This is a genomic window from Serratia sp. NA_13 (assembly GCF_052691735.1).
In genome coordinates this window covers 554593-581105 of the sequence record NZ_JBQZFV010000002.1, presented here as the reverse complement: position 1 = coordinate 581105, position 26513 = coordinate 554593, and the positions used below count along the sequence as shown (strand labels likewise).

Annotated in this window: 28 protein-coding genes and 3 pseudogenes; 11 read left to right on the top strand and 20 right to left on the bottom strand. The window is 56.8% G+C overall.

Annotated elements, in window-relative coordinates:
* Positions 1 to 189: 189 nt before the first annotated feature.
* Complete coding sequence (rlmF, locus tag ACUTSU_RS06375) at positions 190 to 1155, bottom strand: 23S rRNA (adenine(1618)-N(6))-methyltransferase RlmF (protein WP_445650001.1); 966 nt, start codon at positions 1153 to 1155, stop codon at positions 190 to 192.
* 146 nt (positions 1156 to 1301) lie between these two features.
* Between rlmF and ACUTSU_RS06370 the strand changes: the two are divergent.
* Positions 1302 to 1409: pseudogene (locus ACUTSU_RS06370) on the top strand (flavin reductase family protein); the annotation flags it as partial.
* 62 nt (positions 1410 to 1471) lie between these two features.
* On the opposite strand, the gene ACUTSU_RS06365 reads toward ACUTSU_RS06370, so the two are convergent.
* From ACUTSU_RS06365 to ACUTSU_RS06350, 4 genes and pseudogenes are all read right to left on the bottom strand, one after another.
* Entirely contained in the window at positions 1472 to 3328 is a 1857-nt protein-coding gene (locus ACUTSU_RS06365; protein ID WP_445650000.1) for a M3 family metallopeptidase, read from the bottom strand.
* A 49-nt stretch (positions 3329 to 3377) separates the two neighbouring features.
* Positions 3378 to 4337 carry a DNA-binding protein YbiB gene (ybiB, locus tag ACUTSU_RS06360; protein ID WP_445649999.1) on the bottom strand — a complete coding sequence of 320 codons (960 nt, stop codon included), beginning with the start codon at positions 4335 to 4337 and terminating at the stop codon, positions 3378 to 3380.
* A 39-nt stretch (positions 4338 to 4376) separates the two neighbouring features.
* Positions 4377 to 5009: an FMN-binding negative transcriptional regulator gene (locus ACUTSU_RS06355; protein ID WP_445653911.1), complete on the bottom strand. Its 633-nt coding sequence runs from the start codon at positions 5007 to 5009 to the stop codon at positions 4377 to 4379.
* A gap of 64 nt (positions 5010 to 5073) precedes the next feature.
* Positions 5074 to 5696, bottom strand: a pseudogene (locus tag ACUTSU_RS06350) (MFS transporter); the annotation flags it as partial.
* 3 nt (positions 5697 to 5699) lie between these two features.
* Between ACUTSU_RS06350 and ACUTSU_RS06345 the strand changes: the two are divergent.
* Complete coding sequence (locus tag ACUTSU_RS06345) at positions 5700 to 5963, top strand: MmyB family transcriptional regulator (RefSeq protein ID WP_445653910.1); 264 nt, start codon at positions 5700 to 5702, stop codon at positions 5961 to 5963.
* Between the two features lie 2 nt (positions 5964 to 5965).
* On the opposite strand, the gene ACUTSU_RS06340 is transcribed toward ACUTSU_RS06345, so the two are convergent.
* Both ACUTSU_RS06340 and ACUTSU_RS06335 read right to left on the bottom strand, forming a co-directional pair.
* The gene (locus ACUTSU_RS06340) at positions 5966 to 6595 is read right to left on the bottom strand and encodes a LysE family translocator (protein WP_445653909.1); all 630 of its coding nucleotides are present in this window, start codon (positions 6593 to 6595) and stop codon (positions 5966 to 5968) included.
* A 70-nt stretch (positions 6596 to 6665) separates the two neighbouring features.
* Positions 6666 to 7580 carry a DMT family transporter gene (locus ACUTSU_RS06335; RefSeq protein ID WP_445649995.1) on the bottom strand — a complete coding sequence of 305 codons (915 nt, stop codon included), beginning with the start codon at positions 7578 to 7580 and terminating at the stop codon, positions 6666 to 6668.
* 136 nt (positions 7581 to 7716) lie between these two features.
* On the opposite strand from ACUTSU_RS06335, the gene ACUTSU_RS06330 reads away from it, so the two are divergent.
* Entirely contained in the window at positions 7717 to 8151 is a 435-nt protein-coding gene (locus ACUTSU_RS06330) for an Lrp/AsnC family transcriptional regulator (RefSeq protein ID WP_012005895.1), read from the top strand.
* On the opposite strand, the gene dinG is transcribed toward ACUTSU_RS06330, so the two are convergent.
* The 3 genes from dinG to ACUTSU_RS06315 are packed head-to-tail and all read right to left on the bottom strand — an operon-like array spanning position 8152 to position 11121.
* Positions 8152 to 10350, bottom strand: coding sequence for an ATP-dependent DNA helicase DinG (dinG, locus tag ACUTSU_RS06325; protein ID WP_445653908.1), 2199 nt, complete (start codon positions 10348 to 10350; stop codon positions 8152 to 8154).
* Between the two features lie 14 nt (positions 10351 to 10364).
* Positions 10365 to 10799, bottom strand: coding sequence for a tautomerase family protein (locus tag ACUTSU_RS06320; protein ID WP_445649993.1), 435 nt, complete (start codon positions 10797 to 10799; stop codon positions 10365 to 10367).
* Between the two features lie 4 nt (positions 10800 to 10803).
* Positions 10804 to 11121 carry a carboxymuconolactone decarboxylase family protein gene (locus tag ACUTSU_RS06315; protein ID WP_174353484.1) on the bottom strand — a complete coding sequence of 106 codons (318 nt, stop codon included), beginning with the start codon at positions 11119 to 11121 and terminating at the stop codon, positions 10804 to 10806.
* Positions 11122 to 11302: 181 nt separating this feature from the next.
* Here ACUTSU_RS06315 and ACUTSU_RS06310 point away from each other — a divergent pair, with 181 nt between their 5' ends.
* The 4 genes and pseudogenes from ACUTSU_RS06310 to ACUTSU_RS06295 form a co-directional block, all read left to right on the top strand.
* Entirely contained in the window at positions 11303 to 11449 is a 147-nt protein-coding gene (locus ACUTSU_RS06310) for a hypothetical protein (protein WP_445649992.1), read from the top strand.
* A gap of 44 nt (positions 11450 to 11493) precedes the next feature.
* Complete coding sequence (gene ompC, locus ACUTSU_RS06305) at positions 11494 to 12591, top strand: porin OmpC (RefSeq protein ID WP_445649991.1); 1098 nt, start codon at positions 11494 to 11496, stop codon at positions 12589 to 12591.
* 192 nt (positions 12592 to 12783) lie between these two features.
* Complete coding sequence (locus tag ACUTSU_RS06300; protein WP_445649990.1) at positions 12784 to 13623, top strand: GNAT family N-acetyltransferase; 840 nt, start codon at positions 12784 to 12786, stop codon at positions 13621 to 13623.
* A gap of 23 nt (positions 13624 to 13646) precedes the next feature.
* Positions 13647 to 14060: pseudogene (locus ACUTSU_RS06295) on the top strand (5'-nucleotidase, lipoprotein e(P4) family); the annotation flags it as partial.
* Here ACUTSU_RS06295 and ACUTSU_RS06290 read toward each other — a convergent pair.
* From ACUTSU_RS06290 to ACUTSU_RS06280, 3 genes are all read right to left on the bottom strand, one after another.
* Positions 14060 to 14578 (bottom strand): GNAT family N-acetyltransferase, encoded by a 519-nt coding sequence (locus tag ACUTSU_RS06290; RefSeq protein ID WP_445649989.1) that lies wholly within the window; start codon positions 14576 to 14578, stop codon positions 14060 to 14062. The pseudogene ACUTSU_RS06295 and the gene ACUTSU_RS06290 overlap by 1 nt on opposite strands.
* 2 nt (positions 14579 to 14580) lie before the next feature.
* A complete protein-coding gene (locus tag ACUTSU_RS06285) occupies positions 14581 to 15150 on the bottom strand; it encodes a helix-turn-helix domain-containing protein (protein WP_445650243.1) in 570 nt (189 codons plus the stop codon).
* Positions 15151 to 15260: 110 nt separating this feature from the next.
* Entirely contained in the window at positions 15261 to 16715 is a 1455-nt protein-coding gene (locus ACUTSU_RS06280; protein WP_445653907.1) for an MFS transporter, read from the bottom strand.
* 104 nt (positions 16716 to 16819) lie between these two features.
* Between ACUTSU_RS06280 and ACUTSU_RS06275 the strand changes: the two genes are divergently transcribed.
* The 3 genes from ACUTSU_RS06275 (at position 16820) to ACUTSU_RS06265 (ending at position 18951) form a co-directional block, all read left to right on the top strand.
* Entirely contained in the window at positions 16820 to 17473 is a 654-nt protein-coding gene (locus ACUTSU_RS06275; RefSeq protein ID WP_445649987.1) for a helix-turn-helix transcriptional regulator, read from the top strand.
* 166 nt (positions 17474 to 17639) lie between these two features.
* Positions 17640 to 18554, top strand: coding sequence for a drug/metabolite exporter YedA (gene yedA, locus ACUTSU_RS06270; protein ID WP_445653906.1), 915 nt, complete (start codon positions 17640 to 17642; stop codon positions 18552 to 18554).
* Between the two features lie 220 nt (positions 18555 to 18774).
* Complete coding sequence (locus ACUTSU_RS06265; protein ID WP_445649985.1) at positions 18775 to 18951, top strand: hypothetical protein; 177 nt, start codon at positions 18775 to 18777, stop codon at positions 18949 to 18951.
* On the opposite strand, the gene ACUTSU_RS06260 is transcribed toward ACUTSU_RS06265, so the two are convergent.
* Positions 18939 to 19850, bottom strand: coding sequence for a LysR family transcriptional regulator (locus tag ACUTSU_RS06260; RefSeq protein ID WP_445649984.1), 912 nt, complete (start codon positions 19848 to 19850; stop codon positions 18939 to 18941). The two genes, ACUTSU_RS06265 and ACUTSU_RS06260, sit on opposite strands and share 13 nt — an antisense overlap.
* A 129-nt stretch (positions 19851 to 19979) precedes the next feature.
* Here ACUTSU_RS06260 and ACUTSU_RS06255 point away from each other — a divergent pair, with 129 nt between their 5' ends.
* A complete protein-coding gene (locus ACUTSU_RS06255; protein ID WP_445649983.1) occupies positions 19980 to 20714 on the top strand; it encodes an SDR family oxidoreductase in 735 nt (244 codons plus the stop codon).
* A gap of 2 nt (positions 20715 to 20716) precedes the next feature.
* On the opposite strand, the gene ACUTSU_RS06250 is transcribed toward ACUTSU_RS06255, so the two are convergent.
* The 6 genes from ACUTSU_RS06250 to ACUTSU_RS06225 are packed head-to-tail and all read right to left on the bottom strand — an operon-like array spanning position 20717 to position 26448.
* Positions 20717 to 21496: a phosphate/phosphite/phosphonate ABC transporter substrate-binding protein gene (locus tag ACUTSU_RS06250; protein ID WP_445650242.1), complete on the bottom strand. Its 780-nt coding sequence runs from the start codon at positions 21494 to 21496 to the stop codon at positions 20717 to 20719.
* Between the two features lie 9 nt (positions 21497 to 21505).
* Positions 21506 to 22285, bottom strand: coding sequence for an ABC transporter permease (locus ACUTSU_RS06245; RefSeq protein WP_445653905.1), 780 nt, complete (start codon positions 22283 to 22285; stop codon positions 21506 to 21508).
* Positions 22282 to 23217: an ABC transporter ATP-binding protein gene (locus ACUTSU_RS06240; RefSeq protein ID WP_445653904.1), complete on the bottom strand. Its 936-nt coding sequence runs from the start codon at positions 23215 to 23217 to the stop codon at positions 22282 to 22284. Before ACUTSU_RS06240 ends, ACUTSU_RS06245 begins: the two co-directional genes overlap by 4 nt.
* Positions 23214 to 24374 (bottom strand): ABC transporter permease, encoded by a 1161-nt coding sequence (locus ACUTSU_RS06235; protein WP_445649980.1) that lies wholly within the window; start codon positions 24372 to 24374, stop codon positions 23214 to 23216. The genes ACUTSU_RS06240 and ACUTSU_RS06235 overlap by 4 nt, the downstream gene beginning before the upstream one ends.
* Positions 24375 to 24421: 47 nt before the next feature.
* On the bottom strand, positions 24422 to 25354 hold the full coding sequence (osmF, locus tag ACUTSU_RS06230; RefSeq protein ID WP_445653903.1) for a glycine betaine ABC transporter substrate-binding protein OsmF: 933 nt from the start codon (positions 25352 to 25354) through the stop codon (positions 24422 to 24424).
* 29 nt (positions 25355 to 25383) lie between these two features.
* The gene (locus tag ACUTSU_RS06225; RefSeq protein WP_445649978.1) at positions 25384 to 26448 is read right to left on the bottom strand and encodes a fatty acid desaturase; all 1065 of its coding nucleotides are present in this window, start codon (positions 26446 to 26448) and stop codon (positions 25384 to 25386) included.
* Positions 26449 to 26513 lie beyond the last annotated feature (65 nt).

The window sequence follows — 26513 nt, the reverse complement described above, 5'->3', positions numbered from 1 at the left end:
CGGCACATCAGTGCCGCAACCTGTCTCCTGCTGCAGGGAGAGAGAGACGATGCACACTGCTGGGATAGCTATTATTGGTATGGCTACAGTTAAGGAACCTTAATAGGATATGTCAAGAAAGGGCATTAAGCCTGAAGCCGGTATGGGAGTTGCCTCCCATACCGGCAAAAATCTGTGCAAACTCCGAAATTAGCGCCAGCGTTCTGCCGCCCAGGCGGCCTGCTGCTCGGCGTCATGGAATGTCCAGGCAACAAAACGGCTGATCTTTTGCCCCTGCGCCATCTCGATGGTGCGCACTTCCGCCACCCCGGCCAACTTCGCCGCGTGATAAATCGACGGCAAGGTGGTGTGTTTGGAAATCAGCGAGGTGAACCACAGACAGTTCTGCGCCTTGCTGACGCTTTCTTCGACCATTTTACGCACGAAGGCTTCTTCGCCGCCTTCACACCAAAGTTCGTTATTTTTGCCGCCAAAGTTCTGTACCGGCTTGTCGGCCACTTCACCCTTGCCCAGCTTGTGCAGTTTACGACGGGTGCTGGCCTGCGCTTCCTGCTCAGAGCCGTGGAATGGCGGGTTGCACAGCGTGGCGTCAAACTTCTCAGCCACACCGATGATGCCGTTAAAGATCAACTCCGGTTGTTTTTGCAGGCGCAGGCGCACGCTGTTTCTCAGCGTCGGGTTCATTTCGACGATCATTTTGGCCGAATTGAGCGATACCGGGTCAATCTCAGAACCGGTAAAACGCCAGCCGTATTCGCGCAAACCAACGATCGGATAAATGCAGTTGGCACCAACGCCCACATCGAGGATCGCCACGCCTTTGCCGCGCGGGATCTCACCGTCGTTGCTGCTCGCCAGCAGGTCGGCCAGATGGTGCAGGTAATCGGCGCGCCCCGGGATTGGCGGGCACAGGTAATCGGCGGGAATATCCCAGTGCTCGATACCATAGAAATGTTGCAGCAACGCACGGTTGAGCATTTTAACCGCCGCCGGATCGGCAAAATCTACCGAGATATCGCCCCAGGCGTTCGGCTTGACGAACGGCGCAAGCAAAGGGCAGCTGGCGATCAGCGCCGGAAAGTCATAGCGTGAGCGATGACGGTTACGCGGGTGCAGCCCGCTTTTCTGCTGCGGGAAGCTTTTCTTTTTTTCCACCGTGACGGGCTCTCTTAAAGGTATTTCTGGCGCTTAAGATACCATAAAGCGACGGCAAACTTGCAGGCGGTGGGAAACACGTCAAAATATTAGCTCTGTTTTCCTATCTCAGGCCACCTATGAGCAGTAAGTCCCGTTATTACTCTGAACCCGCCGCCGAACCTATTCTGCGTGCCGGTGGCCCGAGCGCCTACTACGGCATCTCGGAACAGCACCGTTTCGACATGACCCGCCCGGATGCGCAAAATCGCTGAGCGATCACGAGTTCGGATAAATAAACCGCCGATATAAATACTCGGCGGTTTTTTCAGCGGCTTCAGGCCAGGCGCGCGTTAATCGCTTCGGCGAAGTCACGGCACATCTTTTCATCGCCGTCGGCGTTATCCGCCAGCACCTGCTCACCATCCACCACGCGGATATGCGCCGCCAGATCGAAGTCTGCCGCCGGTTGCGGCCGAGCGGCAGCCGTGGCTATGGTCTGCTGTGCGTCTTGCCAGGCCTGCGCCACCGTCTGGTTACAAGCCCGCGCCAGATAGTCCGGGTTAAAGCCTTCGCCGGTCAGGCTGCGTAGTGTCTCATCATGGCTGACACCGTTACCCGGTAGCCAGTAGTGATGTGCCAGATCCGGGCCAATCGCCGGGTTATCGGTAAGATAACCGTCACGCTGCAGGAAGAAATGACGCGTCTGTTCGACCGCCATCAGCGCCAGCAGATACCCCTGATAGGAACAGGCCGACTCCAACGACAACAAATGCGGGATCGCCAGCGTCGGACGCGGGCTGCCACTGATGCCCAGAATTTTGTGCTCAACCTCGCGTGCCAGTGCAGTAATCGCCTCTGGTGTCAGCTGTTGCTCATCCCACTGATACAGCGCCCATTCAAAGTAAGGCACTAGCAGAATATGACGTTCGTTGAACGCACGCATCGGCTGGCGTGCCGCAATACTGGCCTCAATCAACGCGTCCGGCACCGGCTCACCGGCGGCGTTTTTCGCATAGCGTTTCAGCCAATCGGCGTCGTCCAACAGGCTGTCACAGAACATCGACTGGGTTTCCGCATAGGCCATTGAGGTCGGCGGGAACTCCTGCGAGAAACAGGGCGCGTTCTGGCAGATATTGGCAAAGTGCGCGGCATGGCCGCCCTCGTGGAACAGCGTATTCAGCCCATGAGCGCCACTGCCCACCTGATCCGGCTGTGCCAGACTGGTGAAGTTAATCCGCGCTGGCAGCCATTTCCCTTGCTGGATAAACGGCGGTACCGGGCCGTGCATAAAGCCGTTTTCATACTTGCCCTGCCGCACCAACAGATCGAGATCCATCTGCGCACCACGAAAACCGATGTGCAGTCGTTTGAAGCTGTTGATCCAACGCCCCAACGACTGGGCAAACGGGAAGTAAGGATCCAGTTGTCGGGTCACGTCACCGGCGCTGGCAAAACGGATGTTCCAGGGCTCCAGCGCCTGCTCGCCCTTTTGCGCCGCCAACTGCTGCAGGCTGCGTGAATTGGCTTCACGGGTTTGCTGTTCGAAGCGGTCCAGAATGGTGAACAACTGCTCCGGCGTCATGCGCTCGGTTTTGTTGACCTTGTAGTCGAAATAGTTGCGAAAACCCATCTGGCGTGCAAAGCGGTTACGCAGGCTAATCAGCTCCGGCAAACCGTTGTGCAACAGCCACTGCTCCAGCTCACGCAGCGCATTCTGCGAACTGCGGCGGTAGTCTTCATTTTCATTGGTGGCCTGGTTGGTCAGCAGCTCACCGAGCGAGGCGTTCACCCGCTGCCCGGCGGCATTCAGATGGCTGACCGGGTTGGCCTTGCGCCGGGTATACAGGTCCGCCTCGGCACTGATTATCTGATCCAGCAGCGTCTGGGCCTCGGCATCTTCAATGGCGTTACAGTCAAAGAAACGCAGCCAGCCGTTCAACCCATGTTGCAGCGCGTCGCGCTGTGCGTCCTGCGGCAGAACTTCCAGCCCAGCCAACAACTGACGAATTTCCGCCAATCGGCGCGGTTCTGCGATAAAGCGTTTATAGGCGCTTTCCGCCGCCGAAAAACGGGCGGAAACATCGTCGCCACCGGTACCCATGTAGTTGTGCCAGAACAGATCTTCTTTGGTGCGGTGAACCTCAAGGTAGTCCTGATTCAATTGATTGAAGTAATCGAGAGCCTGTTGCATAACCATCCTTTCAGCCGAATAGCGAAGTGTTCCAGTATAGCCAAGGGATTTACGCGCTGCGTAAACGTTCCAGTCCCTGTTCCAGGGTCTCTACCTCTCCAGCGGCCAGCAGGCAGCAGGCAATTTGCCGTTGGAGCGCCAGCGGGATCGCCACCTCACCCGCCAGGCAACCTTCGGTCCAGCGTGCGGTGGTCTCGGCATCTTTTGCCGCCGGCAGCTCGGGAATTTCATCCTGCGCCGGTCGTTCCAGCAGCACCTGCTGCTCGCCGTTAACCATGTAATGGATTTGAGGGCATCGCTGCGGGTTGGCATAGGCCTCGCCTTCGGTACCGTGCATCAGTAACCCGCGAGCGCCGATTTGGCGGAAAAACGAGGCCACACGACCGACATATTCCGGGTGCGACACGCTAGCAATACGCAGTACATCCTGCTCGGCAAACGGCGTTGCCAGTTTGGCCAGGGTATGGGCGCTGTTACGCACCCCCATGCGCCAGCGCAGGCCAAGTTGACGCTCCAGTGGGGCAGACAAGGTGGAAACCGGGATAAACACCACATCTCCCGCATCCAGACGCTGCTGAGCATGAGCAGCATCTTGCGACCAGGGCAGGCCCAACGCCTGGAAGGTTTCGGCGCTGGTGACGCGGGTGCTGTCATCGAGCACGCCATGTACCACCACTGGCAAACCGACGCGTTGGAGCAACAGCGCCAGCAGCGGCGTCAGGTTCGCCTGTTTGCGCGCACCGTTATAGCTCGGCAACACCACCGGCATCGGTCGCCCAGACGGTGCCTGCAGGCGGATCACCTGCTGTTGCATCGCCTGATAAAAGCCGATCATTTCCTCTTCGGCTTCGCCCTTAATACGCATGGCAATCAGGATGCCGCCCAGTTCCAATTCGCCAACTTCATCGGTCAGCATCTTTTGATAGAGCTGAAAGGCGGTTTCCCGATCCAGATCGCGCGCATGGTTCTTGCCACGGCCGATCTCTTTAATAATTTTGGTGTAATCCATGCTCTGCTTTCCCCTGATTCAGTCTGGAGTCAGCATACCTTATCCACGCCGCCGCTCAACCTCATCTGCCAGTTGTTGCTGGTCGACATCACCGACACGCAGCGCGGTGATCACCCCCTCAACATCTTCGGCGTTGCGGTTCTGGCTCATCTTCCATTTGCCTTCACGGTGAGTCACGACGATCTCGATTCCGACAATGCCCCTGATCTGCGCAGCGATATAATTGGCCGGAGCATCGTCGATATGCCAGGGTTCCGGCTGGCGGCCTTCCTGCAACGCTGTCAACCCGTCCAGCTGTTGTCGCAACCAGCCCGCGTCCTCCGTTACCCGCGGCACACCGCGCAGTTGCACCACGCTGTAATTCCAGGTAGGTACCGCTTTGCCGGTTTGACGCTTGGTTTCATACCAGCCCGGCGAGATATAGCCCTCCCGCCCCTGAAACACCACCAGGCACTCCTGCACGGTCTGCAGCAAGGACCAATGGGGGTTGGCGCGGGACAGGTGCGCCCGCAACACAATGTTGCCCTGCTGGTCGACATCAATCAAAAACGGCAGCGGATCCGCTACCAGTCCCTGTTCACCGTGGCTGATTAACATGCCCAGCGGGTGGGCACGTACCAGAGCAATTTGACTTTCCAGGCGGTCATCGCGAAATGAGGCGGGTTGGTACATGGCGTTAAGCGTCCTTCAGCGTTATCGGATAAGATGAATATCAATAACACCCGCCACAGCTTTACTAAAGATCCACTTTGCGCTGTTGTTGGATGATCCACCTCAGCAGCACCAGTGCAACGGCCATCCCCCCGCCTGTTGTTCTTTTGCCAATCCGAGTACCAGATTAAGCAGCGGCGTCATACTCAGTGCCTGACCAAAGCCCAGGATTACCAGCCCCGGCAACAGCCACATTGGCTGAAGCAACGCCGTGCTCCACAGCACCTGCGCCACCAGCAATGCCATCCCGGTGGCATAAATCACCACGCCAAGCGCCAGCACGCCATTTCCCCAGCGCTGTACCAGCGTCGGTGCCAACAACGAGGCCAGCATAAAAGCCACGCTGGCGGGAGCAAACAGGCTACCGGCCTGAAACGGCGTCAGGCCAATGCCCGCCAGCAACAGCAGGACAAAACACAGAAAGAACGAAGAGGCGGTCGAGTAAATCACCAGCACCACCGCCACGCCCAGGGAAAAGCTCCCCTGCCGCAACAACGCCGGATCGAGTACCACGTCACCTCCACGCTGCGCCAACCGTCTTTCCCAGCGGATAAAGACCCACAGCACCGCTATACTCAGCGCCAACGTAGGCAACACCCACCAGGGCCAGCCACGCGACGGTCCTTCCAGCAGCAGAACCAGCAGCAACGGGTGCAGGCACTGGAACAAGTGTCGCCGCAGTTCCGCCAACTGTGGCAGCAGCATGATATTCATGGTCGTTGCCAGGGGCAGCAGCATGATATTCATGGTCGTTGCCAGGGGCAGCGTACTTTCAAGGTGCCGGGGGTCGGCCAGGTGACTTTTGAACATGCGTCGTTCATTGCCGATGAGGAGAATCATTTACGCCTGGTGATGTACAGCGCGCTGGCACAAGGCCCGGCCAGCGCGGCGTTTGAAGCGTTGTTACAGTCGTGAAGCTATTTACGGCTGTCAAAAATCAGCTTGCAGGCCAGCCCGGCAAACACACCACTCAGCAGGTAATTCGGCCAACGCGCACTGAAGCGACGGCCGACAAAACGGCTTTTCATACTGCTGACAGCCATAATCACCCCGCCGTTAATCAGCAGTCCCACCAGATTCAGCACCGTCGCCAGTAACAGCATCTGCACCACCAACGAACCGGCCTGCGGATCGATAAACTGCGGGAACAATGCCAGAACGAACAGCGCCATTTTGGGATTGAGGATATTGGTAAACAACCCCTGCCGAAAAATCCGCATGACAGGTACCGCCGCTAACCCGGAGGAAACCTGCAAACTGCTGCCGGTTCGTAGCGTCTTCCAGGCCAGATACAGCAAATAGGCCGCCCCTAATATACGCACCCCGTCATAGGCCAGCGGCACCGCGACGAACAGTTGTGACAAACCTAACGCTGCCGCCAAAGCGTGGCAATAGGTGCCGAGCTGGATCCCTGCCAGCGACGCGAAACCCGCGCGACGCCCCTGACTGACACTGCGCGAAGCAATCAGCAGCATATCCGGACCGGGGGTAACCGTCAGCGCCAGACAGGCACCGGAAAACAACAAAAGTGTGGAAGCATCAACCATAAATCACCTGGTACCGCGTAGCGGGAAACAGGCTTTATCATAGCTCTGCCGCAGCCGTTTACCAGCACTATCACTGTTCAGGTGCCTGCTTGCCGCCTGGCGCAGCCGTTAGCCGCACGCGGCCCTCACCCAGCAGGTTCATGCCTGCGGCTGCCAGCAGGATGAGGGCTGCACCGGCAAACTGCAGCGCCACCAACCGATGCCCAAACGCCAACCGGTCCACCAGCATGGCGGCAATCGGATAAATAAACGACAGCGAGCCGATCAGGTTGGTCGGCAACTTTTGGATCGCGCCATACAACAACACGTACATGAAGCCGGTGTGCAATACCCCGAGGGTCAGCAGTATGCCCCATTGCCCCGCATTGGTCGGTGCATGGAAATCCACCAGCGGCAGCAGCATCACTACGCCGACGGTCACTTGAATCAACGCAATCAGATGCGGCGGCGTTCCTTTTAGTCGTTTGGCGGCCAGCGCCATCAGGGCATAGAAAAACGCCGCCCCTAACGCCAGCAGAATACCGATCAGGTAGTTGTTCTGTCCGCCCGCCTGCTTCGGCTGCGCCAACACCACCAGCATCATGCCGATAAACGCCAGCACCAGCCATAACAGCTTGCGGGCAGTCAGCTTCTCACCCAGAAACAACGCCCCCAGCGCCACCAGCATAAAGGGTTGGGTGTTGTAGACCGCCGTAGCGATGGAGATCGACGCATAGGAATAAGCGGCAAACAGCAACAGCCAGTTGACCACCAGTGCAATACCGCCGGCAATTGCCACCAACAGTGTGGTGCGGGTTAAACTGCCACGCCGTAATTGGCCCAGCGCCCCACAAATTGCCAGCAATACCAGCGCCCCCACCGCACAGCGCCAGAACACCACGTTCACTACCGATTGGCCGGACATCAGCACAAACCAACCAATGGTGCCGGAAATCAGCATCGCGGCAATCATCTCCAGCGAGCCGCGTTTTATCTCTGTATTCATGGTTGTTTCCTCAGAATAACTCAATCCGCTTAGCTTGCGACTTTCTCGCGCCGGTTTCCATGGCATAAAAAAGGCAAAAATGCTTAACTACCTTTTTATTAAAGGAGTAAAGCTTAATTAACCTAATGGAGATTTTATGGATGATATCGATCGCCAAATCCTGACCCTGCTGGCCGAGGACGCACGAGTGTCATTGAAAACGCTCAGTGCCAGAGCCGGGTTGTCTTCACCCAGTACTTCAGAACGCCTGCGGCGGCTGGAAGAAAATGGCGTGATCCAGGGTTACACTCTGAACGTCAATTTACAGGCGTTGGGCTACGCTTTTCAGTCGCTGGTGCGCATCAAGCCGCTGCCAGGCATGCTCAAGAAGGTCGAACAGCTGATCCAGGATATCCCGGAGGTGATTGAGTGTGACAAGGTGACCGGCGAGGACTGTTTTATCGTGCGGCTGGTGGCGCACTCGATGGAGCAACTCGACCAGATCCTCGATCGGCTGGCCGAGCGCGCGCAGAGCAACACTTCCATCGTCAAAACTACGCCGGTGAAGCGCCGCCTGCCCCCGCTGCTTTGATTAACGCGTACGCCGGCGGGTGAATGGGTTCTTGCGCTTTTTGTCTTTTTTCTCCGCCGCAGCGGCAGACTTGACCGCAGCCAGGTGCGCCTTGTCGGCTTCCGGCACTTCCCGCTGTTCAATAGGAAATACCGGTAGTGACGCCAGCAAGCGCGAACCATAGCTTTTGGTCAGCAGGCGACGATCGTAAATCACGATCTCGCCGTGGCATTCATTACTGCGGATCAGTCGCCCCACTTGCTGGATCAAATTGAACGAAGCGCTCGGCAGGCTTTGTACCTCAAACGGATAACGCTTCAGCGATTTAAGCCATTCACCCTCGGTCAGGATCACCGGGCTGTCGATCGGCGGGAAGGCGATTTTGTGAATATGGACCTGCGTCAGCAGCTCACCTTTCAGATCCAGCCCTTCGGCAAACGACTGCAAGCCGATTAACACGCTAGCCGTGCCCTTTTCGATCCGTTTACGGTGTTCTTCCACCAGCCGATAGCGCGGCTGATCGCCCTGTACCAGCAGCATCAGGCGCAGGTCGGTCACATAGCTAAGGAAGGTCTGCATCGCCCGGTGGCTGCTGAACAGAATCAGCATTCCCTTGTGCTTGCCAGTGGCCTGCTCGGCACGGAAAAAGCGCGCCATCTCTTCCAAATGTTCAGCTTCATTGGCCATCGCCGGCTCAAAGCGCATATTCGGAATAACAATTTTGCCCTGTTCCACATGATTGAAGGGTGAAGACAGGGTTTCAAAGCGATCGCCGGCCGTTTCACTCAACCCACTCATTTCCTGCAGGCGTGCAAAGCTGTTCAGCGAACGCAGCGTCGCCGAGGTGATCACCACGTGCGGCACCTTGCGCCACAGCAGTTTTTCCAGCTGATCGCTGACGCGAATGCCCACACAGTGCAGGTACAGGTGGGTCACGTTATCGCGCAGATCCCGCGTGACCCATTTGGAGATCGGTGCATTGGAAGATTTATCCAGCGCGGCCAGCCGCCACAGCTTGCTCATCGCCTCCAGATAGCCCAGGGTACGGCTCATCTGAATGATGGAACGGTGCAGCCGCACAATGTCGTGCTTGCCGGTCTGTTCGCTGAGGTCATTGACGATAAACTCCGCCACCCCACGCAAGGCGTCGGTCAGCTTGAATAATCGTGCGCAGGTTTCTACCATCTCCGACGGCAGTTCCCCCATTTCAAATCGATGTTCGGCGATGACCGTATCGGTCGGCAGATAGGCGCTGACCTGATGCTCGAAGATTTGGATCAGTTCGCGCAGTTCTTCGCAGTGGTTCTTCAAACGTTCGCCATTCGCCAACCCCGGCGGACTTTTCGGCCGGTATTGCGTCATGCACTGCTCAACCTGGCGCACGATCATGTCCAACTGCAAATTGGTCGACAAGGCGGTGATTTCGCCTTCTATCTCCAGCGCGTCACGCGCGACTTCCGGCAGATGATGTCCTTCGTCCAGCACCAGCAACAACTCTTTCGGGTTCGGCAACACCGACTCGGTTTCCAGCGCCGCCATCACCAACGCATGGTTAGCCACCACCACGTCGGCGGTTTCAATCTCTTTACGGGCGATATAAAACGGGCATTCACGAATGTAATGGCAGTTACGGCCCAGGCAGTTGGCTTTATCGGTGCTCAGCTTGATCCACAGCGGATCGTCAATCGACAGTTGATAATGGTCGCGCAGCCCGTCCCACTCATGGCGGCCAAGCGCCTTGCTCAGCTTTTGGCACAGCGCCTGTTCTTCACCGCTAGAAGGTGCCAGTTCGTCGCCCAGAAACAGCATCAGGTCACCCTGCTCGCTGACGTCAGTGCAGAGCGCCGCCAGGTTACGCGGACAAACATAGCGCCCGCGGCCAAAAGCACCGGTAAATTTCAGATCGGGAATGATCTTCTTCAGCAGGGGTAAATCTTTGCTGTAGATCTGATCCTGCAGCGCCACGTTGGCGGTGCTGACCACCAACGGCTTGCTTTCGGCGCGGCCAACGGCGATCCCCGGGATCAGGTACGACAAGGTTTTCCCCACGCCGGTCGGTGCCTCAATCGCCAGGTGGCGTGGGTAATCACCGGCCAGCGTTTTTGCCACTTCGGCGATCATCTGCCGTTGCGGTGCACGGGAAATAAAATCCGGTATTTGCTGCTGCAGGGCTTTGTACCACTGGCCAATCTGATCTTTAACTGCGGGGGAGAGCGCCATTCAACTCTATATCTCTACGAAATGATGGCGCTATTGTCCCACAGACCGTCGGCCGCGTCAGCCTGGCCTTCGATCATTGAGGCGCGACCCGCACTGAACGACCACTCGTCCAACTGAGTTGTGGTAATCACCACCATCACATCTTGCGGCCGCAACCGCAGATTTTCCGTCAGCAGCTCCGCCAACCGCTGATAAAAACGCTGTTTGGTCAGGGTATCGCGCGGACGACCAGCGGTAATGTAAAACAGCACAAAATCCGCCGAACGCGGGCCGCCCAGATAGTCACGATCGTAAATCAGCTCTCCCGGGCGATATTGATCGATGGCCTGGAATTTATCGGCCGGCGGTACGCTGAAGGTTTCTACCAGCGCCTGATGCAGGCTGTCTGACAGGGTTTTCAGATATTGCGCAGATTTCCCCTGATGCAAAGCAATGCGGCTAAATGGCATGAGGCTACTCCTGTTTCAGTTCGCGCAAGCGCGTTACGGCACAAGCGGCCGCAGGCCAGCCGGCATAGAACGCCAGATGAGTGATCAACTCGGCAAGCTGTTCGACGTTCACGCCATTGCGCTGGGCCAGTTGCAGATGAAACGGCAATTGCTCCACGCGGTTAAGCGCTACCAGCGCTGCCACGGTGATCAGGCTGCGCTCACGCGGGGTGAGTATCGGCCGCTGCCAGACGTCGTCAAATAATACGCTGTCACTGAGCTGCGCCAGTTTGGGGGCTATGTCGCCGAACGCCTGCTGGCCGGCCTGTTGGGAAGGTTGCATCATTTTTTCCTGTCGATTTACCGATAGCCCCACGCTACCCGCAAACACAGCAGGCGAAAATCGGGATTTTTAACACTAAAGATTCAGAAAAACAGGATGGTTAGCTCCAGAGGACGGCGCTCGAGGCGACGCTATGTATAAATCTCACGCATGATTTCTCACAATACCCGGAGGTGTATCGATGACAGCCGACAGCCATCCAGAGAAGAAATTCACTCTTTCCGCAACTTTTTTAATCGTTCAACATGGAAATGAATATTTTGTCATAAATAGATCACATAACTGCGGTAAAAAACCTGCGCTGCAAACAAAACGGGCGGCACAGTGAAACTGATGATAAGCGTCTTTCAATCGAATAAAGCAGGGTAAATCATGAAACCTAATCTTCTGGCCGTTATTATTCCGGCACTTTTAATTGCGCAGACAGCACAGGCAGCAGAAATCTACAATAAAGACGGCAACAAACTTGATTTTTATGGCCGTGTAAAAGCACTGCACTATTTCTCTGACGATGCCGGTAATGATGGCGATAAAACCTATGTGCGTATCGGTTTTAAAGGCGCTACACAAATTAACGATATGCTGACTGGCTATGGCCAGTGGGAATATCAGATTGCTGCCAACCATGCTGAGGCTGACGGCACCAAAGATACCAAAACCCGTTTGGGCTTTGCTGGTCTGAAATATAAAGACATCGGTTCATTCGACTACGGCCGCAACTACGGCATTATCTATGACGTCGGCGCCTGGACGGATATGTTGCCTGAGTTTGGTGATGATGCCTACGTCAAAACCGACAACTTTATGAACGGCCGTACCAACGGCGTGGCAACCTACCGTAACAACGACTTCTTCGGTCTGGTTGATGGCCTGAAGTTCGCTGTACAGTACCAGGGTAAAAACGAAAACGACGGCCGCTCTGGCAGCAAAGCGAACGGCGACGGTTGGGGCCTGTCTTCCAGCTATGAAATCATCGACGGCCTGAGCGTCGGTGCTGCTTACGCTTCTTCCAACCGTACTGCCGGCCAAAAAGCAGGCACCTTCGGTAAGGGCGATAAAGCGGATATCTGGGCTGGCGGCCTGAAATACGACAACAAAGAAGTTTATCTGGCAGCGACCTACTCGCAAAGCCGTAATATCGCGCCTATTTCCGGTACCGCGACTATTAATAATAGCTCTACCTCTGTTAGCGGCTTTGCCAATAAAGCAGAAGGCTTGGAATTGGTTGCGCAATACCAGTTCGACTTCGGCCTGCGTCCATCGCTGGGTTATGTTCAACAGAAAGGTAAAGATATTGAAGGCATCGGCGACGCCGACCTGGTGAAATATATCGATATCGGTACTTACTACTATTTCAACAAGAACATGTCGACCTATGTTGATTATAAAATCAACCAACTCGACAGCAACAATAAGTTGGGTCTGAAAGATGACAACGTCATCGCCGTCGCCCTGACCTACCAGTTCTGATGTGATGAAATAACCACCACTGCAAACCTTAGCTTCACTTGATATCCAGAGTTACTTCGCCGGGCGGCAACGCCCGGTTTTTTCGTTTGGCGCTCTGGCAACCCTTCGTCTCTCATCGCCGCATCTGGACACTTGCCTTACAAAACAAACGGGTCTACATGTATATGTTGCGCAAATCAACCTAGATGACCTATGCCAAACACTTCCCCATTCGAATACCACTCAGCGTTACGCTACAGCAGTGACCAACTGGCGCAGATCCTTTGCCACTGTTTTGAAAACTACATTGTGCGCTTCGTCATTGACGGTGACACCTTCGCCCGTCGCTTCGGTGCCGAAGACCTCAGCCTGAATGACAGCATTATCGTCACGCATCAGCAGCAACCGGTAGCACTGGCGCTGATTAGCCGCCGTGGTTTGCACAGCCGGGTAGCAGCGCTGTCGATCCGGCCGGAAATGCGCGGCCAAGGATTGGGTAAAGCCCTAATGCAGCGAATTGTCGCCGATGCGCGTGAGCGCGGCGATCGCCAACTGTCGCTGGAGGTGATTGAAGGCAATGACCCCGCCATTGCACTGTATCATCAGGCTGGGCTGCGCATCGTGGCTACTCTGACCGGCCATCAGGCAGGTGAGCAAACGGCTGGCGACATTGTGCCATTGCTGGAAATTGATCCGCTGTTCGTTTCCCACCGCCTGATTGCCGAAGGGGCCACCAGCCAGCCCTGGCTGATCGCCCCGGAAACGCTGTTCAAGCTGCCCGGCAAACCCTATGCCTTTGCCCTTGAACAGCACCAGGCCTACGCGGTGGTGCAGGTCGGCGCGGATAAGTGCTTTTTACGTATGATTTACGTGCCACCACAACACCGTAACCAGGGCCATGCCCGGGCGATGTTGACCGCGCTGCAGGCAAAGTTTTCACCGTTACCGCTAGTGGCCAACGTCTACGTTCCCGAAGTGGCCGCCCCCTTCTTTGCCCGGCTCGGCTGGCAGCAGGACGCGATGCGCCAGTTCGAGATGACGATAAGCCTGTAAATCTACAATAACAACCAGAGAGCGCTCCCTTCTGGGCCAAATGGTCGCAGGCAGAGCAAGCCGGTGCGGTACCGGGTGCCGTGCAATTTGCCCGTTACGTCAACAGCCATCAGGGCACCATGTTCTACGTTTCCAACCGCAAGCAGTCTGAATACGCCGCCACGGTAGCCAATATGCAGAAACTGGGCTTTACCGGCATGTCGGAAAAAACCGTACTGCTCAGCGGTGACACCTCCAACAAACAGCCCCGCTTCGACGCCATCAAAAACGCGGGCTACGATATTGTAGTGTACGCCGGTGACAACTTGAACGACTTCGGTGCCGCGACCTACCACAAGGATAATGCACAGCGCCGCGCGTTTGTCGTCGACAACCAAAGCAAGTTCGGCATCCAATACATCGTGCTGCCGAACCCGCTGTACGGCGGCGGGGAAAATTAAAGTAATTTATACATATAACTGGTGGCATCCAGCGCACTGCCGTTGCTGGCGAGGGCGTATTGCGGAATGCTGCCCGCCAGTTGAAAACCCAACAGGCGATACATGCCCTCCGCCGTATCGCCTGTCAGGGTATCGAGCACCAATAAATGCCGATGCTGCTCAAGTGCGCTGTGTTGTACCTGCAGCATCAGGCTACGGGCAATACCCCGGCGGCGAGCGTCCGGGTGCACCATCAGTTTTACCACCTCGGCCCGGTGGCGGCCGTTATCCGGCATCGCGAGCAACAACTGTACCGTGCCCACCACGCGCCCGGCATCATATGCCACCAGCAACAACCTTTCCCCACGCTCAATCGCCGGTAACAAGCCACGCCAGAACGCCTGCGCCTGCTCCAGAGTGAACGGCATAACAAAACCAATACTCGCGCCCTGGGCGACGCTGGCTTGCAACATTTCGGCCAGTTCCGGGATCGCGTTTTTTGCCGCTTCGGCATTCAGTTGCTGTATCTCAATCATGATTACGGCCTGCTGATAACAAGGGTGTAGTGGGCTGGCTCAGGGCCGGGGGCATAAAATTTTGAAGCACCGAACAGCCGATAACGCAGGCAGTCACCCGGCTCAAGCTGGAAGGTGCGCCCTTCCAGCGTCAGTTCGAGCCGCCCTGCCAGCAGCCACAGATGGTGCTCAAGCGCATGCACCGAAGGCGCGTCATAGGCAACCACCGCCCCGGCTTCCAGTGTGCATTCAATAAATTCGGCCTTATACAGGGCGGCAGGCGGTGATACCGAACGACGATGAAAACCGCTGGCGCGATCAACCCACACCGTCTGCTGTTCACGATGCAGCAATTCCGGCGGCTCGTCCTCGACCTCACTGAGCAACCGCGACATGGTTAGCCCATAGGCCGAGCACAGTTTGTTTAGCAATGAAGCGGTCGGGCTGGTTTCAGCGCGTTCGACCCGCGACAACGTCGCCCGGCTGATGCCGGTTTGCTGCGCCAATTCATCCAGCGACCAGCCCTGCTGCTGACGTAAATCAGACAGTCGCTGCGCCAGCCTTAGATCGGCGCTTTCCAATCCGTTATCCATCATTGATTCTCCGATACGAAAAATCCCATATAAGAGAAATAATCTCAAATACGGGATTCGTCAATCGGTTTTTTAACTGGCGCTACAACTTGATGAAAAGCCTTTTGCTACTAGGACGACAGAGCCGACGAGTCTGGTACCCGCTTGTCGCTGTCAGCAACCGGCGGTGCAATTGCCGCGCAGCGCCAGGCGCTGAACACCGCCAGCAGCGGCGCCAATGCAAACAGCAGGAACAGCCAGCGCGCCGCAGAGGCCGCTCCCGCCGAACCACCCGGCACATTCAGCCCGGCCAGGTTGGCAATCATCCCGGCCAGTGCGGCACCAAAGGCGGTCGCAAACAGTTGCACCGTAGTGATCGATGCCCCGGCAATATCCTTATCGGCCTCAGGCGAAACCTGCAGAATACGCGTCAACAGATGCGGCCAACCAAAACCAATACCAAAGCCTACCAGCGTCAGGGCAATCACAATCGGCGTCAGCCCGGCCCAATGGCCGCCGGAAGGTATCGGCATCAACAGGCCCAATGCCAGCAGCCCCACCAACACCAACAGCGGCCCGCTGACAATGGCCCGGCGGATGCCCGTACTACGCCAGCCGGAACTGAGGATTTCCGATAACGTCCACCCCGCCGCCATGGTGGCTGCGATATAACCCGAAATCAGCGGGGACTGGCCGTGCAGCGTTTGCAGGAAATAAGGCACGAAGATTTCACTGGTCATACCCACCACCAGCAGAGAGACGGTGACATACAACGAGGCCAGCGGCGAACCGCGACGCAAAGCCCCTTTCGGCAACAGACGGGCACGGGAGTGCGCTTCACGCTGTATCAGCCAGACCATCATCAGCGTGGCCAACGCAATGCCGCCAAGATTGACCCACGCGCTGTCTGCCAGGCTGCCGGCGGACACCACCAGTACCGCTGTCGCCAACAACAACAGCTGAGCCAACGGCAGCGGTGCCGCCTGTTGCTGCGGTTTGCCTTTTGGCAGGATCAGGAAGGTAAACCCGGCGTACAGCACCATCACCGGCAACAGGATGCCAAAGGCCCAGCGCCAGGCATTCAGTTCGGCAAAAATGCCGCCCACCGCCGGCCCCACCAGGGTCGCGATGCCCCACATCGCCGAAATCAACGCCATCGCCCGCGGCCAGAGCTTTTGCTCAAAGACCAGATTGATCATGGCGTACGAAAGCGCGAAAATCAGCCCGCCGCCGAAGCCCTGCACGGTTCGGCCAATCAGCATCACCGGCATTGACGGCGCCAACGCGCACAGCATCGCCCCGGCAATAAAGAACAGTGACGCCACCACGTAGGCACTGCGAGCCCCGTAACCACTGAGTAAACGAGCCGATAATGCCGAACCCAGGATCGACGCCACCACAAACAGCGTAGTATTCCAGGCATACAGACTCAGACCGCCAATATCCTGCACCACCGAGGGCAGAATGGTGGTGGCGACCAGAATATTGATGGCATGCAGCGCTACGCCGAGTGAGAGCGCGATCGCACTGGCACCATTTTTACCGGAAAAGAGATCGGCCCAGCGGCTATCATCGTTGGTTATCACAGTTGTCGTCCTGTTTTCAGAGGAATGGCATTGAGTTAATTGTGAGACTGCGTTAGATTTAACAAGAATTATCTTGGAATAAGGGTAAGGCGAGGCGGAGAAATATGTCAATAATAAACTTGGAAAATAGCGGTAGTCCCGCACAATCGGTCAGTGACCGTTTGCTGACACTGTTAAAAACCCGCGGCCCACAGCAAGCTTCTGATGCAGGCAAAGTCCTTGGTACCACCGGTGAAGCCGCACGCCAGCAGTTCGTCAAACTGGCAAAAGATGGGTTGGTTGAAGCGGTGGCGAAAACTCGCGGTGTCGGCCGACCGGTGCAGCTATGGCACCTGACTGCCGCAGGCAATGCACGCTTTCCGGATACCCATTCCGAACTGACAGTGCAACTGCTGCGCACCGTGCGCGACAAGCTGGGCGAACAGGCAATCGAGTTGTTGATCGACACCCGCGAGCAGGAAACGCGCATTAACTACAAACAGGCAATGATCGGCGCCACGGATTTGCAGGAACGCGTAGCGCGCCTGACGGCGATCCGTTGTCGCGAAGGTTACATGGCCGAATCACGCCTACAGGAAGACGGCTCTTTTCTGCTGGTAGAAAACCACTGCCCTATTTGCGCCGCCGCCGCCGTTTGCCAGGGATTCTGCCGCGCAGAATTGAGCGTTTTCACCGAGGTATTACAGGCGCAGGTTGAACGTTCCGAACATATCCTGGCCGGTGCACGCCGCTGCGCCTACCGCATTTCATTGCTGTAACCGACACCCGGCGTAAGGCAGCCCACAGGCTGGCTTTCCGATGAATAACCACCGGAAAGCCAGCCCATTGCACGCTTAAAAAAGTAGTGAAAAGCGTTGCTTATCCTCTGCCCGATCGGGTTTACTGAGTCCTCTAATAATAACCTTCTCTACAGAATTAAAATCCATGCTGAGCCAAAGTAGCCGTAATGTCCTGCCGTTAATCGGGGCGCTGTTCACGTTATATATTGTCTGGGGTTCGACCTATTTCGTTATTCGTCTGGGTGTGGAAAGCTGGCCGCCATTGATGATGGCCGGTATCCGCTTCCTGGTCGCCGGTATTGTGCTGTTTGGCTTTTTAGCGCTGCGCGGCCATGCATTACCGACGGCAAAGCAGTGGCTGGCCGCCGGAACCATTGGCATTTTGCTGCTGGCGGTGGGCAACGGCCTGGTGACGGTGGCAGAACATCAGCATGTACCTTCCGGCATTGCCGCCGTAATGGTAGCGACAGTGCCGCTGTTCACCCTGTGCTTCAGCCTGCTGTGGGGCATGCGTAATACCAAACTGGAATGGGCTGGCATTGGGCTGGGGTTGGTGGGAATTATATTGCTCAATACCGGTAATAATCTGGTCGGTAACCCCACCGGCGCGCTGTTGATCCTGCTGGCCTCCGCCAGTTGGGCCTTTGGTTCGGTACTGGGATCGCGCATTTCTCTGCCAGCCGGGCCAATGGCCGGAGCAGCGGAAATGCTGGTGGCCGGTGTGGTGCTGCTGGTCGTCAGCCAGCTCAGCGGTGAGCGTTTGACGCAACTGCCCAGTGCCAAAGGCTTCTTCGCACTGGGTTATCTGACTGTCTTCGGTTCGATGCTGGCGATCAGCGCCTATATGTTTTTGCTGAAAAACGTGCGCCCGGCGGTGGCAACCAGCTATGCCTACGTCAATCCGGTGGTAGCAGTGCTGCTCGGCATCGGCTTTGCCGGCGAATCGCTGGCACCACGTGAATGGGCAGCACTGGTGATTATCGTCGCGGCGGTGGTACTGGTGACTCTGGGCAAATTCCTGTTTGCGCGTCCGACCAATCGTATAAAAAACGTGGAATAGCAATCAAAATAACGGGTGTATATACCCTATGGCTTTCGAGTTGCAGCTAGGGGCCCAGCTCACTCATCCCCAGGCGCTTACTTAAGTAAGTAACTGGGGTGAGTGAGTGCAGGTAACAACGCTGCAGCTTGAAAGACGACGGGTATAAAAACGATTCTTGTTTCACTTGGCAAAGAGACTATAATTCCTGCTGTTCCGAGCAACCTGCGAAATTATCCCAATGCTTAAAAAATCGTTCATTATCGTTATCTTTCTCTGTGCCTTTGGTTCACTCGGCGGCGTCTTCCTGGCCGGGCTGAATATGTACACCCGTTCCACTACGCCAAGCGAAGAAACCACCACTTCCAACGAAACCGCTGCCAGCGCTACCCCGGCAACCAGCATTCAGACCAAGTGATGCGCCATCCAGTCCTGACAGCGCTGCTGTAAAAAGCGCTGTAGTAACCTGACGCGCTCCGACACCTGCGAGCGATGTGGACAAACCAGGCTGATGGGCACCGCGTCGCTTTGCCACTCCGGCAGCAGCGTTACCAAACGCCCGGCCTGAATATCCGCCACCACATCAATGGCGGATTTACGGACAATCCCGTGCCCAGCCAGCGCCCAGCGACGCGCTATTTCACCGTCATCGGTAAAGTAGCGGCCAGCCAGCGGCACCTCCGTCAATTCATCTCCGCGCCAAAATCGCCATTCCGCCTGTCTGTGCCCACTGGGTTGATAAATCAGAATGCTGTGCTGAGCAAGTTCGGCTGGCGTTTGCGGCGTGCCATGTTGCTGCAGATAAGTCGGACTGGCACAAATCAACCGTCGGTGCTGCGGCAGGATCGGTAGCGCCACCAGCGAAGAGTCCGCCAGTTGACCAAATCGCAACGCAATGTCGACTGGTTCGCGAAACAGGTCAGCATGGCGATCATTAATCAGTAACTGCAGTTGGATATGCGGGTGTTGCCGTTTGAATTCATCAAGCCAACCCAGCAACAGGTTACGGCCAAAATCTGAGGGTGCGGAGATCTGCAGCACGCCGGACAACCCCTGATGTTTCTCGCGTATCGCCTGTTCCCCCTCCGCCAGTGCTCCCAAAGCCAACCGGGCACTGTCGAGATAGCGCTGCCCTTCTTCCGTCAGGCGTAAGCTTCGGGTAGAACGCACCAGCAGCCGTACTCCCAGGCGCTGTTCCAGCCTTTTTATCGCAATGCTGGCCGCTGCCGGCGTCATATCCAACGCACGCGCCGCCGCTGAAAAGCTGCCGCCTTCCACCGTCCGGACAAACACTTCGAGGTCGATAAAGGATGTCATGAGTTATTCCTGCGGCACGCAAATTATTAAAATAATTTTACAAGTGTTTGCCATTTAGGCCAATTGTTTACGGATTTTCAATCATGAATGATAGATAGCACTGAAATTCACTGAAATTGAGGCGCAATCATGACTATTCCTTCTTCTTCCCTAAACCTGCAAAAACTGGTGATCCTCGGCGGTAACAGCGGCATTGGTGCGGCAGTGGCTTATGCCGCGATAGAACGCGGGGCCAATGTGGTGTTGGCCTCCCGCCGCGTCGGCAGCATGCAGCACTATCAGCCTGCCGACGGTAGCGGTAACCTGCGGGTGATGCAGGCTGACGTGACCGATGAAAGCTCACTGCGTGCGCTGTTTGCCGAAGTCGGCGAGTTCGATCATCTGGTCTTCACTGCAGGGCCGCTGGTGCAGGCCAGACTGCTGGCGGAAACCGATTTTGACCAAGCGCAGGCCAACTTCGACGTCAAACTGTGGGGTGCCCTGCGCGCCATTCAGGCGGCGTTGCCCACCCTAGCGCCACAGGGCTCCATCACCCTGACCTCCGGCCAGCTGTCGCGGAAATACCTCAGTGGCCAGCTGATTAAAACCGGTATCAATGCGGCACTGGAGGCCATCGGCAAGCAGTTGGCAAAAGAGTTGGCACCGCGGCGGGTTAATGTGGTGAGCCCTGGTGTTACGGTCACCGAAGCTTACGACGGTATGGGTGCCGAACAGCGTCAGGCGATGTTTACCAAGATCGGTGCCGGGCTACCGGCTGGGCGTGTTGGCCAGGCGGCAGAGGTGGCAGCGGGTTATTTGCTGGCGATGGAAAACGGCTTTATCACCGGCAGCATCATCGATATTGACGGTGGCGGGCTGCTGTAAGCTTACAGCCTTGTCACCCCAAGCGCGGCGGCCTGTTGTTCCAGCACGGCGATTTTTTGGTATGCCGAACGCGGCACCAGGCTGAAATCACCGATCAACAGGCTGTCGCTCACCGCTTCACCCACCATCGCCCTGGCCCCGGCGCGCAGTATCTCCAGCTGTTCCGGCGGGGTTTGTCGCGAAGTAATCAGCGGCAACCCTGGTACGCGGGCCGTTCGCCCAATAATTTTTAGCCCCGCCAGTGCCTGCGGCTGTGCCCGCTTCAACAGTTCCAGACTGACACAGTCAACGGCTGCAATATCCGCCTGCCGATTCTGGATCAGTTTGATCGACTGATAATGCGCGCCAGAGGCGATGGCAGCGCAGAAGAATGTTCCCTCCTGAGCCAGCGGCGCAATCAACGTCCGCAGGCTGTTATGGCCAGACTGCGAGTCGGTACTGTTATAGGCCGCAATCCGGCCGCGAAAATCCTCCAACCGCTCGCCGGGTTCGTCATCACGCACTACCAGCCAACTGCTGTATTCCGGCCCTTCACAACCTTCAACGCGATAATGATAGGTGCCCACCAGCTGCACCTGCGGCAGGCTGATAGCCAGCGGATAGCCGCAGGTTTGGCTGAGCAACAAGTCATCGCGCTGCCAATGCTGCGCCAGATCTTGCGGCCAACTGAGCGACTCGGGCGCTTGCGGTAATCCCAGTTGCAGTAACTTGCCGCGCAGCACCCGCCAGAAGGCTTCCGTCGCTTGATGTGTCACGCCGTACATCGGTAAAGATACCTGCATCATGTTCCCTTATCCGGCAGAAGAAGAAGCCACCAGCGTCTGTTGACGCCAGGCGGTGAGATGGCGTACCCAGCGCTCAAACAGCATATCGGTAATGATCGCCAACAGGGCCACCACCACCGCCCCCTGGATAATATAAGCGGTATTAAAGCCGCTCAGGCCAATAATAATCGGCGATCCCAGGGTTTTGGTGCCGACGGTAGAAGCTATCGCCGCCGTGCCAATATTAATGATCACCGAGGTACGGATCCCGGCAACGATCACCGGCGCCGCCAGCGGCAGTTCGACGCGCCACAGGATCTGCCGGGGACTCATCCCTACCCCCTGCGCAATCTCGCGGGTGGCGCTGGGCACCGATTCAATCCCCGCCAGCGTACCCTGTAAAATCGGCAGTAAACCGTACAGCACCAGCGCGATGATCGCCGGCTGCTCACTAAAGCCCATCACCGGCACCGCGATCGCCAGTACCGCCACCGGCGGAAAAGTCTGCCCCACCGCCACCAACGTTTCCACCAACGAGCGGAACTCCTTACCGGCGCGGCGCGTGACAGCGACGCCGGCGCTGACGCCAATCACTACGGCAACCAGGCTGGAAACCGCCACCAGCAACAGATGCGCCCATACCAGTGAGATAAAACTGTCCTGCTGATACACCGGCCGATCCAGCTCCGGGAACCAGGCGGCAAACAGGCCGTGTAAATGATTCATGCCAAACACCAGTGCCAACAGCAGGGCAAAGGTCCAGGGCAGCGGATCGCGCAGCCAGCGCAGGGCCAGGGGCGCACTCATGACAGCACCTTTTGGACAATCAGATCGCTGAAATGCAGCACGCCAAGCGCTTCGCCCTGTTCGCCAATCACCGGCAAACATTCGCTGCCGCGTGCCACAAACACCGACAGCGCTTCACGCAGGCTTATGCTGGCGGCAATAGGTTCCCCCTCCACCTGGCCAGGCCGCACCCGTTGCGCTACCGTTTCCAGCGACAGCAGCTTGATGCCGCGATCGCTGCGGCCAAAGAAATCACGCACAAAATCGTTGACCGGTGCGGTCAACAGCTCCAGCGGCGTGCCCTGCTGCACAATGCGGCCCTGATCGAGCAGTACAATGCGGTCCGCCAGTGCCAACGCTTCATCGATGTCGTGCGTCACCAGTACGATGGTGCGTCCGGAAAGATGGTGGATACGTGCAATCTCTGTCTGCAGCGCTGCACGGGTCACCGGATCCAGTGCGCCAAAAGGCTCGTCCATCAACAGCACTTCAGGGTCGGCGGCCAGCGCACGCGCCACCCCAACCCGCTGCTGCTGGCCACCAGAAAGTTGGTGCGGGTAACGACGGCGGAACAGATCCGGCTCCAGATGCAGCAGCTCCAGCAACTCGGTCACCCGGTCGCGAATGCGCGCACGCGGCCATTTCAGCAGTTGTGGCACAGTGGCAATGTTCTCTTCCACCGTCCAGTGCGGGAACAGGCCGATCGACTGAATGGCGTACCCCATGCGGCGACGTAGATCCTGCGGTTTAAATTTCTGGATCTCCTCATCGGCAAAGTAAATTTTGCCCTGATCGTGCTCGATCAGTCGGTTGATCATTTTTAACGTGGTGGATTTCCCAGAGCCAGAGGTACCGATCAGTACGGCAAATTCGCCCTTGGCAATCCGCAGTGTAAGATCGTCCACCGCTGGCTTGCCCTGAAAAATCTTGCTGACCTGATTAAACTGAATCATCGGCGTGACACTTCCAAAATTGAAACCAAAAATTTAAACAGCGAATCGACGATTACCGCCATCACGATCACCGGGATCACTCCCAGCAGCACCAGATCCAGCGCGCTGCTGAGCAGACCCTGGAAAACGATGGCGCCAAAACCTCCGGCACCAATCAGCGCCGCCACCACCGCCATGCCGACGGTCTGCACCGCCAAAATGCGCACGCCGGTCAGGAACAGCGGCAACGCCAATGGCAACTGCACACGCAAGAAGATCTGCCCACGCGTCAGACCCATACCGCTGGCGGATTCAATCACGCTGGCCGGCACGCTTTGCAATCCGGCCACGACACTGCGCACCAAAGGTAACAGCGCATACAACACCAGGGCGACAATCGCCGGAGCCATGCCGATACCGCTGACGCCGTGTTCTGCCAGCCAGGGCAGCGCCTTTGCCAGCCCGGCTAATGGCGCGATCAGCAAGCCGAACAGCGCAATCGACGGCACGGTCTGGATAATGTTCAGAGTAGAAAATATCGGTGTTTGTAAGCTGACAGAGCGAAAACACAGCACCCCGAGCGGAATGCCAATCAACAACGCCGGTACCAGCGTGGCCAGCAAGATGGTCAAATGCTGCAACAGTGCGGCGTCAAATACGTCCTGCCGGTTGTGGTATTCTTTCAGCAGCGAAAGCTGATCCAGCTGATGGCTAAACAACAACACCAGCGCAGGCAGCACCACCAACAGGTTGCCCAGAATGCGCCAAAAATGCGAGGTGGTGATACGGGTCAGGGCGTCGGCGGCCATCAGCAGGCTCAGCGCCAGCATCAACCAGCAGCCACTGCCCCAGGAAGTACGCGCCAGTTTTGATCCCTCCAACGCCAACTGTTGGGCTGCGTGCCCACTCAACCAGAAGGTCAATGCCAGCAATACCGAAGCCGCCAGCGCGGTAAGCAACGCATGGCGCCTGACCGGTGCCAACAGGCTGAGTATCGCCAACACCAACATGGGCACCAGCAGCCACAGCGCCGGGCCGTGCAACAGGGAAATCAGGGAAATGCTCTTGCCCGACAGCAGGCGGTTGGGGGCATAGCTGAGAAACGGCAGGCCAAATGCGGCCAGCAGCAACAGAATAAGCAGCGTCAGTAATACGCGGTTTTTTACGGCAATAATCAAAGAAAATCTCCAACTCCATGTTGGCCCCCCAACGGGGGCCAGCGACGTTATCCCTTAACCAACCCTTTCTCTTTCAGGTAGGCAGCCGCCACCTGTTTGGCGTCCTGGCCTTCCACTGCAATCTGCGCATTGAGTTTTTGCAACGTTGGGCCGTCAAGTGTTGCAAATACCGGCTTCAGCAGTTCGGCGATGTTGGCATGCTGTTTCAGCGTCGCCTCGCGGATAATCGGTGCCGGTGCGTAAATCGGCTGCACCCCTTTTGGATCTTCCAGCGTTACCAGCCCCAGCGCCGCCACAGGGCCATCGGTACCGTAGGCCATGGCCGCGTTGACACCAGAGGTTTGCTCCGCCGCCGCCTTGATGGTCACCGCCGTGTCACCGCCGGCCAGTGACAGCAATTGGTCCTGGTTCAACTTAAAGCCATAAGCGTTCTGGAACGCAGGCAGCGCATCCGGGCGCTCGATAAACTCCGCCGAGGCTGCCAGCTTGAACTTGCCACCGCCGTTGATCCACTTGCCCAAATCGGCCAGCGTTTTCAGATGATTGGCATCTGCCACGTCCTGACGGATAGCAATGGTCCAGGTGTTGTTGGCCGGAGCCGCATCCAGCCAGATAATTTTGTTCTTGTCATAATCGAGCTTCTTCACCTTTTCGAAACCGGCCTGGGCGTTTTTCCACGCCGGGTCTTTTTCATCAGAGAAGAAAAATGCGCCGTTGCCGGTGTATTCCGGATAGACGTCAATTTCGCCGGAGGTGATCGCCCCACGCAGTACCTTGGTGGTACCGAGCTGTAATTTATTGGTGGTTTTGATGCCGTTGGATTCCAGCACCTGCACAATGATATTGCCGAGCAACGAACCTTCGGTATCGATTTTGGAGCCAACGCGCACCGTGTCAGCCGCCTGCGCCACGCCGATGCTTGCAGCGAGTAAACTCAGTGCCAAAGCTAATACGCGACCACGTGATGGGGTGATTGCCATTTTTTTTCCTCTTGTTGTGTATTTTCCGGCTATTTGGCCAGATCGATTGGAAAATCCTGAGAAACGCGCTTCCATCGCAAAATGAATGTCTCTGCCGGCCAGGCTTCATTTTCGCCCAGTGTTTCTGACAGCTCGCCGGCATTAAACGGATGAACCTCAACGGCAACCGGGGTAAACGCGTATTCGCTCACCCACTGGCCATAGCCCGCCACGACAAATCTCTGGCTGCGCTGCTGATATTCATCACGTTCCGCCAGATACACCTGACGTAAACCGTACCACGGTAAGCCGGGGAGATCATGGTGAACTAAATGATAGTTCAGATTAAGAAACAACAGCCGCCACGGCCAGGCCGCCTCATTAATAATAGAACGTGCCTGCGGAGCTTCAACGGCACGATGCTCAAAAAACGATCTTACCTTGGTCAACGCCAACGCCGGATAGCTGATGGCCAGCAGATAAAACGCGGTGCCAATGCCGTGCTGTTGCAGCCAGCTCAATACCCCCGCCAACAACAACAAATGCACCAGCCACATTGTCAGAGTACGTAATTCACCGGCAGCGATCGCTTTTAGGGCATTAACCCCGGTGGTGACAATATCCAGTGCTGGCCCCACCAATATGCGTCCGCTCAGCGTATTGCGGACTCTGGCCAATAACGGGTTCAGTCGTGGGAAGCGCTGCCACTGTGCCTGGCTAAAGTAATAGCTTTCGGGATCTGCATGCGGAACGGTCAGATGTTCATTACGGTGGTGCTGAATATGCGAGTCGCGATACAGCCCGTAGGGATACCATACCGCCAATGGCAGCAAGCCGAATAACTGATTGAGCCGCGGCCAGCGCGTGGGATGGCCGTGGATCAACTCGTGTTGCAGCGACATATACCAGGTGGTCAGCAGGATTAACAATGGCGTGCCAAGCCACGGCCCCAGCGCCTGCCAGTACTGCACCACGCCAAACCAGCCGCAGTAAACCGCCGCCATAATGCCCCAGGTCGGCAGCTCCAGCCGCCAGTGCCAACGCTGGCTAAGCTGCTGTATCCAATGGCGTTGGGCAGGGTGCAAATAGTGGCTGTGGCTTTTTGGTGAAGACATTGCGCGGCTCGCTGTTTGAGATTTTGCTCAGTATCAGCGAGCGGCAAGAGCACTCAAAATAACGA